Source organism: Bacteroides neonati (assembly GCF_000499785.1).
Classification (GTDB): Bacteria; Bacteroidota; Bacteroidia; order Bacteroidales; family Bacteroidaceae; genus Bacteroides; species Bacteroides neonati.
The window spans coordinates 205,204-211,281 of the sequence record NZ_HG726026.1 but is presented as its reverse complement, the minus strand read 5'-3'; the positions used below and the strand labels follow the sequence as shown (position 1 = coordinate 211,281).

Sequence of the window (6,078 nt, the reverse complement as noted above, 5' to 3'; positions counted from 1 at the left end):
ACTAGCGCCGACATCGCTGTGACTTGTCCCATTGTTATTTAATTCTTTTTTGTTATCATACTTACCTTCGAATATCTTGATCCAGTTTGCGCCATTAGTAAACACCCAATCAAAATCGGCTTTAAATCCCCTGGAACTTTCACCTCGAAGGAAATTACTTTCCTGCATCTTCTCAAATAGACACTGAAGTATCGGAATGGCTTTATCAATACCTCCCATTTCGTCTATACGAATACGAACTTTATTTTTGCGAACATCGCTTAACTTCATTACCCGACGATATCCCGTACAGGTAGAATTCCACATATCAACGATTTTTCCAAAAGGAATCGAACAGGCCGGCGGAGGTACTATGACTGGTAACTCGTTAGAGTTATCAGAAATATTATCGCTAGATAATATTATATCTTTCTTTTTCTCTGTTTTAGCTTTATTCTTCTTTGTGCCCTCGCTGTGCCCATCCTGTGCCCTTTGCTGTGCCGTTAGTTGTGCCTTTATGTTCTCTAACTCTTTAAATATCAATTCGGTATCTGTGCCCTTTGCTGTGTCTTTTGCTGTGCCAACGGTACTACTACATGAGTTATACTCTTCATATTTACAGAGAGTTACCACATTCATCCCCTGTTTGCATTCGGTCGTAATACGCCCTTGTTTCTTTAGTCTGTCTAGAAATAAACGAACCTGCTTTTCCGTCCACTTCCACCTAGTTGCCAGAAAACGAATAGAAGCAGGATATTGTCCGCGTCCGTATGTTATCTCACGACCACCGATACTCGCTGTAAGCGGTGTTGCTTCAAATCGTGCTGACTGTATTAAGTCTATCCACGCTTCGCAACTACTATAAGTCCGAGGTGTCTCCCACATGTCGCTACTGAATAATTTACGGCTCAACATTATAAATCCGTCACTTCTTTCCATACATCCTATTTTGCGATGAAAATCACCGGTGTTCCATCGGGACGCAAATGCCCCATACAACTATGGCTCATAGGGCACTCTTGGCACCCTTTCCTTTGTCGAAGAAGCATTTATTGCAACCGTGTTTTGATTGTACGGCACTTAATGCGGTATTACCGTGTGTAAACGGTACATCTCCTATTTCTAAATTCTTTAGTATATTCATGCTATATTTACTTTGATAATAAACCGTTGGAAATGCAATTCCTTTTCCATATACACATCACATTCGCTTTGATTTTTAAATGAGAGTGAAGTGTCATTGTATATATTGATGATGCAATTATTTAGATAATCAAAAGCACATTGGCCACCATTTCTAACAATATTGAAGTTCCAGCAGATAGCCTCAACTAACTCACTGTAGTTACGTTGAATCCAGCTGTTGATATACTTTTTATTATTCCTATTCAATTTGGGTTTCTTAGCATCTTCAAGCTGTTTCAAAAAAGCCATTCTATCACTAACGAGAGGTCGCATACTGTACCTCCTTTCTGTACGCATTTCGAATCATGCGTGTTTCATTGTAATCGGATGTGTCGTTTACGTGAATTCGCGTTAGCTGTATTTGTCCGGAGTGAGATAAAAGAATGAATCTGGCAATCCGGTGAAAAAACTCCGTCAATCCGGGAATCCCATATTTCTCTAATAAAACCAATACCTGTATTCCTTTTTTCAACCCTCTTGCATTCAGATGGAGATAAGCAGTTCCAGCCATACCGATAATTTTTTTGTTATACATCAAGATATTCTCGCGTATAATATCTGAATTCTCAATAAAAGCATCTCTGTCAAACTCTATTTTTATAAGCGTGTCAACAGCGCGCATCATCATCCGATATACCGATGTTTCATTTTGATTAGCTATAATTTCGAGTGCTTCGAGAGCTTCCGATGACATGGTTATACAATTACTTAATGGCTTATTTTTTAAGCTTAAAATTCTTCTCGGTGAAATAGTCGCCAATAAAAAGCCATTGGTTTGATCACGCACCGGAATCGAATTTATATGACACTTCAATAATACGTTGTAAAACGCCTTGATTATTGGAACTAAGCGGTATCCATGTACAGAAAGTCTATTTACCAGCTCAGTTCGGGTGGCAACATAATCAGGGAATGATATAGTTGTATTACATATATCAATCTCATCTTCATATGGTTTATATTCACGTATAGCCATATTGACAAAATTACGATCTATACGAGATACCCGATTGCCGTCTAATACGTCTAATAGCCGCAATATGCCGTAAATAGTAACCACGGAAGGAACTATTCCATGCTCTTTCATTCTAAGCCTTACAGCATCACGTTTCTGTCGATTTATAGTAATTCCTATCTTTATTTGCATTATCTTTGCCTCCATGCTCTTAAGAAGAACACTACCGGAACCGTCGCCAAAACAAATTACGGTAGTGGTCTTTGTTTTACTTACGTTTACAACACTCAATAACTATAATCGGAATAAAATAACAATCCACTATCCTTATAAACTTACGTAGTGATTTGCCCTGTCTTCTATTCCACCTCTTGATTCTGCGTGTCAACTCCTCTTTGGATAGGAGACCGCTTGTCTGAATAGTTAGGCTGCCTCCATATTCTAGCCGAGACATAGAGTCTCTTACAATCGACCAATCATTATTTATGCTTTTTAATTGGTTAAGTTTGTTGGTTAAATACTTAACTATCTCTATGTACTTATACATCTCTATGGAGATAAAATCAAGAGGGTTATCATCGGGAGTGTTGATTTTAGACAAATGCGCCTCTATTTCATTTTTCACATTTTTGGGTATATCCAAATCACGGATAAGCCCGACGAACAAATCAACATCAAAGTCTGATGCAACAATAACAGGGCTGCTTATAACTCCACCCTCCTCTAAATGATACTCAATAACATTCAGAAACGGATATAAACCATAGTTTCCAAGAAAGGGGTCGTGGTAAAAGGATTCTAGCGATTTAGATAAATCAACAGCGGCTTCAATAACCGAATTGGCATAATAACTACCGTTCGGAATTTTACTTTTTATTGAATCCATCAACGCCGGGTCGTTAATCACTGTTTCTATACTTCTCTGCAATTTTTTATTGTCTGTTTTCATAAACTTAATTTTTTATTGAAATAATCCGCGTGGCAAGAGAATACCCGCCACGCGGATATAAACTACTTAGTTATCTTGAGGAATTCGGGAACAACTCCATACAATGGTGCTTGACCATCCCACTTATCTATAAAGCGTTTATATAGAATTTCTTTTGTTAACCCTCTGGAAGTGATAAGAGCTTGCTCAGTCTTTAGCTGCTCTAGCTCGTTTTGCTTCTTTTGCTCTTCTATCTGCTGATCGAGTACGGAGATATTTGTATTGACTTCATTTCTACTGTCAATCTTTTCACGTACTTTCTTGCTGAATTCGAGTTGAGCGGAGAAAGTAAGCAACTGTAGGCCTCTATTCTGAAACTCTTTGTCGATGATCTGTTCTAAGCGTCTTTCAAAGATAAGAGAACCACCATCGGCCATTAAGCTGTCAGTTTTATGCTTACGGCTTTCTTCCTTGATAAGATCGTAAATCCGTGGTTCGAGAATATTATCTTCGAGTGAGGACATGAAATCATCACCGCTCCCGATATGCTTGTTGTCGAATACCACATCAATGGCCCGTTCTTTGATTACTTTGTAGGAGTAAGAAGGTTGGGCATTGAATTCGGTGTTGTCGGCGGCCTTCAGTGTAACGGGTTTTTCGAACTTACCACGCTGATCGAACAATGGAACTTGGAACAACTCTGTGCCCCACTCCCAAACAGCAACCTTACCTGTCTTAATAGAAAAGTCCTTCTTTCCTTCTTTACCGTAATTCTCCATGAACACACCGGCATAATTGGGAGCTACTCTTTCGCATGAAGCGAATACTACCATGGCCACTAAAGCCATCATCAGAAACTTAATTTTTTGTTTCATCTTTCAATAATAATTTAATAAGTTTATAAATTGGATAAATAGCACACAGGCAGATAATGATACCAAGCCATGCGTGTATGTGGTTAAATACTCTTACTCCGGCAGCAAATAGCGCTATCACGGAAATTATGTTAAGCAGATATTTTTTCATATAATTCTCATTTTGTTTTTATTCTCAATTACCGACTTCAGGTACTCACGCTCTTCGATCATAATTTCCAGAATCTTAGTTTCTCGTTTCAGCTCTTTTTTAAGTTTATTGTAATGTTCCATTGAAACGAATGTTTTCCCGCCTATAATTAGGACATCTCCTGTTTCCATTGTAACTCCCATTTATCCCTCCTTTGCTTCTTTATAGGTTGTCCGGGTGCCGGCTATCGCGAGGATACACATAATTCCGTAGATAACCTTTGCCAATACGGTAGCAGGTGGAGTGCATCCAGCCAAAGAGGCAATAAGGTAAGAGAGTAAAAGTGCATCAAGCACAAGGCAAATTATAAACTCTGTCCATTTCATAGCTAGTTAACTTTATTTCTTAATAAAAATCGATCAATGCTTCTCAGATCATACCATATCATACGCCCATCTTGATGAAAGACTACTTCGTTGTTTTCTCGTAGCTTGGTGAGGTAATCTTCGCTAACTCCTAGATAAGCCATTGCCTCCTGTTTATTGAGAACGGTTTTCTGAACAGGCTCAACCTTTCCTATTTTCTTTGTTCTTGCCATGGCTCTGTGGGATTAACTAGGTTATGAGTTGAGAGATACACCAAAGCGTCGGATATTTCAATTAAATTGCACACCGCGGTTATTAGATCACCCTGCTCTTCGAGGTTGCCCGATTCTTCACAAGCCCGGTACGTTAAACCTCTTACTGCATCATTAAGGCTATTGATCGCTGATTCCAATAACTCGGGATCACGCAGACTGTTTATGAAGTTTGCAGCTATTTTCTGTCTATGCGTTGATAATACTCTCTCACTCATACCTTACCCTCCTTTCTTAAATTCAAAATGAACTCACGCCCTTTCTCCGTCCATCTGGCTCTAGGGTTGTTACCTTGGCTTCCATCACTACGGGTGAAGTAGTAAGGTACGATACGGGTAAGTCCTTTATTCTGATACTTAGCATACAGATACCATGTACCCGATTGCTGGTATTGAATACAGAGTTCATTCAGGCGAGTATTAAGCTTTGTTGCGCACATGCCAAGGTCTTTGGCTATGGCTGTTGTAGAATAGGTATCTTTACTCTCCATCGCAGCATCATAGTAAGCTACCTTTGGAGCAGCAATATAAAGTTCCTTTTGTTGAAGCTTGGTTCGCTCTTCGAGGGTTTCTATGGCATTGGCCTGCTCTTTTATCTTCTTGTCTGCATAAAGGATGGCTTTGGCCATAATAGTTTCGGGGGTATCTTGTGGAGTGGTAACCATATAAGCACCTTTGGTGCGGATCTCTTTAAGAATTGCCTTTACGCCCGTCTTGAATTGCTTGGCAATGGGTTTACGTGATTGCATGAGGACTTCGTATAATCCATCTTCAGTCAAGAATAGGGCACTATAACTATTAGTTAGTGTGCTCAACGTATCTTTAACGAAATCGGTTTCAGATAAATCAGCATCAGAAACCATTTTGCTGGCATTACTATGCTCAATCCAATTCGCTACATCCTTTGCCAAGAACAACGGATTATCTGCATCTCCGTAAACGGTCAACTCTTTACCCAATAGGGTAGTCTTTCGTAGAATTTCTACTTCTTTTCTTTCGTTAATTGAAATTGTTTCCATACTTTTGTACTGTTTTGAATTATCATTAAATGCTTATCCCTGATGGCGACCGTCCAAAGTACGCCTTTGGGGATTTCATTTTTTTTCTCGCTTTGGTTTTTCTACCGGAATCGCCTCGACAGTTATCTCCATTTTAGCGCGGTTGATAGACCTTTTAAATCTCACCCCTAATTCAGGGTAGGTAAGACTTGTGTAGCTTGCCACTTGGCTCACATTCTGCAATTCTTTGGGATGGTCAGCCTTAAAGGTTGCTTTCATACCCGGGCGGATAGCCTTCATCTGTTCAACTGTTACTCTCATACGTTACTTATTTATTTGTAAATACTTGGAGATAAAAACGAAAGTATCTATATTTGCAGATGACTAAATAA

Annotated in this window: 10 protein-coding genes; all 10 read right to left on the bottom strand. The window is 39.2% G+C overall.

Annotation, left to right across the window (positions count from 1 at the left end; translation table 11 throughout):
• Positions 1-918 (bottom strand): hypothetical protein (locus tag TY03_RS18375; RefSeq protein ID WP_195892827.1); only part of this gene is annotated, 918 nt, incomplete at its 3' end.
• A gap of 67 nt (positions 919-985) precedes the next feature.
• Positions 986-1,123, bottom strand: a complete 138-nt coding sequence (locus TY03_RS22580) for a hypothetical protein (protein ID WP_154663608.1) — start codon at positions 1,121-1,123, stop codon at positions 986-988.
• A gap of 297 nt (positions 1,124-1,420) precedes the next feature.
• Entirely contained in the window at positions 1,421-2,326 is a 906-nt protein-coding gene (locus TY03_RS18365) for a hypothetical protein (protein WP_042372619.1), read from the bottom strand.
• Between the two features lie 61 nt (positions 2,327-2,387).
• A complete protein-coding gene (locus tag TY03_RS18360) occupies positions 2,388-3,068 on the bottom strand; it encodes a hypothetical protein (RefSeq protein ID WP_042372618.1) in 681 nt (226 codons plus the stop codon).
• Between the two features lie 62 nt (positions 3,069-3,130).
• The gene (locus tag TY03_RS18355; RefSeq protein WP_042372617.1) at positions 3,131-3,922 is read right to left on the bottom strand and encodes an SPFH domain-containing protein; all 792 of its coding nucleotides are present in this window, start codon (positions 3,920-3,922) and stop codon (positions 3,131-3,133) included.
• A gap of 147 nt (positions 3,923-4,069) precedes the next feature.
• Entirely contained in the window at positions 4,070-4,195 is a 126-nt protein-coding gene (locus TY03_RS23070; RefSeq protein ID WP_262482536.1) for a hypothetical protein, read from the bottom strand.
• A 60-nt stretch (positions 4,196-4,255) separates the two neighbouring features.
• Positions 4,256-4,438 carry a hypothetical protein gene (locus tag TY03_RS18345; RefSeq protein ID WP_042372612.1) on the bottom strand — a complete coding sequence of 61 codons (183 nt, stop codon included), beginning with the start codon at positions 4,436-4,438 and terminating at the stop codon, positions 4,256-4,258.
• 2 nt (positions 4,439-4,440) lie between these two features.
• Entirely contained in the window at positions 4,441-4,650 is a 210-nt protein-coding gene (locus tag TY03_RS18340; protein ID WP_042372611.1) for a MerR family transcriptional regulator, read from the bottom strand.
• A gap of 253 nt (positions 4,651-4,903) precedes the next feature.
• Complete coding sequence (locus TY03_RS18330; RefSeq protein WP_042372607.1) at positions 4,904-5,707, bottom strand: phage antirepressor KilAC domain-containing protein; 804 nt, start codon at positions 5,705-5,707, stop codon at positions 4,904-4,906.
• 75 nt (positions 5,708-5,782) lie between these two features.
• Positions 5,783-6,007, bottom strand: a complete 225-nt coding sequence (locus tag TY03_RS18325; protein WP_042372606.1) for a hypothetical protein — start codon at positions 6,005-6,007, stop codon at positions 5,783-5,785.
• Positions 6,008-6,078 lie beyond the last annotated feature (71 nt).

Coding starts and splice junctions, on each gene's coding strand:
- TY03_RS22580 (WP_154663608.1), bottom strand. CDS start 1,123: ATGAATATACTAAAGAATTTAGAAATAGGAGATGTACCGTTTACACAC.
- TY03_RS18365 (WP_042372619.1), bottom strand. CDS start 2,326: ATGGAGGCAAAGATAATGCAAATAAAGATAGGAATTACTATAAATCGA.
- TY03_RS18360 (WP_042372618.1), bottom strand. CDS start 3,068: ATGAAAACAGACAATAAAAAATTGCAGAGAAGTATAGAAACAGTGATT.
- TY03_RS18355 (WP_042372617.1), bottom strand. CDS start 3,922: ATGAAACAAAAAATTAAGTTTCTGATGATGGCTTTAGTGGCCATGGTA.
- TY03_RS23070 (WP_262482536.1), bottom strand. CDS start 4,195: ATGGAACATTACAATAAACTTAAAAAAGAGCTGAAACGAGAAACTAAG.
- TY03_RS18345 (WP_042372612.1), bottom strand. CDS start 4,438: ATGAAATGGACAGAGTTTATAATTTGCCTTGTGCTTGATGCACTTTTA.
- TY03_RS18340 (WP_042372611.1), bottom strand. CDS start 4,650: ATGGCAAGAACAAAGAAAATAGGAAAGGTTGAGCCTGTTCAGAAAACC.
- TY03_RS18330 (WP_042372607.1), bottom strand. CDS start 5,707: ATGGAAACAATTTCAATTAACGAAAGAAAAGAAGTAGAAATTCTACGA.
- TY03_RS18325 (WP_042372606.1), bottom strand. CDS start 6,007: ATGAGAGTAACAGTTGAACAGATGAAGGCTATCCGCCCGGGTATGAAA.